The sequence below is a fragment of the Streptomyces prasinopilosus genome, assembly GCF_001419695.1.
GTDB classification, from domain to species: domain Bacteria; phylum Actinomycetota; class Actinomycetes; order Streptomycetales; family Streptomycetaceae; genus Streptomyces; species Streptomyces prasinopilosus.
The window spans coordinates 1424-1686 of the sequence record NZ_LIRG01000990.1; the positions used below are offsets into that span (position 1 = coordinate 1424).

At 74.9% G+C, this 263-nt stretch carries 1 protein-coding gene; it reads right to left on the reverse strand.

Features of this window, described 5'->3' with window-relative positions; all coding sequences use genetic code 11:
- A partial coding sequence (locus tag AOK18_RS33745) for a hypothetical protein (protein ID WP_206281612.1) occupies nt 1-263 on the reverse strand: 263 nt, incomplete at both ends.

Genomic DNA, 263 nt, shown 5'->3' on the forward strand with positions numbered 1-263 from the left:
AGTGCGCCGGAGAGGTACTGGCGGGCGAACTCCTTTCGGGCATCGCCGCCTGCTGGTGGACAACGACGTCGTACGCCCGGCCCCGCACAGCGTTGGCGGTGGTGGTGCGCAGCTTCTCGTGCGCCACCGCGCCGGCGAGGACGGCACGCTCGTACTGGAGCGGGATGCGGGAGATCTCCCACTCCCCCGCGTCCTGGCCCGAGGGCCGGGGCGCGGCCGGCTCACCGGGATCGGCTGGGGGTTGCCGGTCCGGGGCGGGAGCG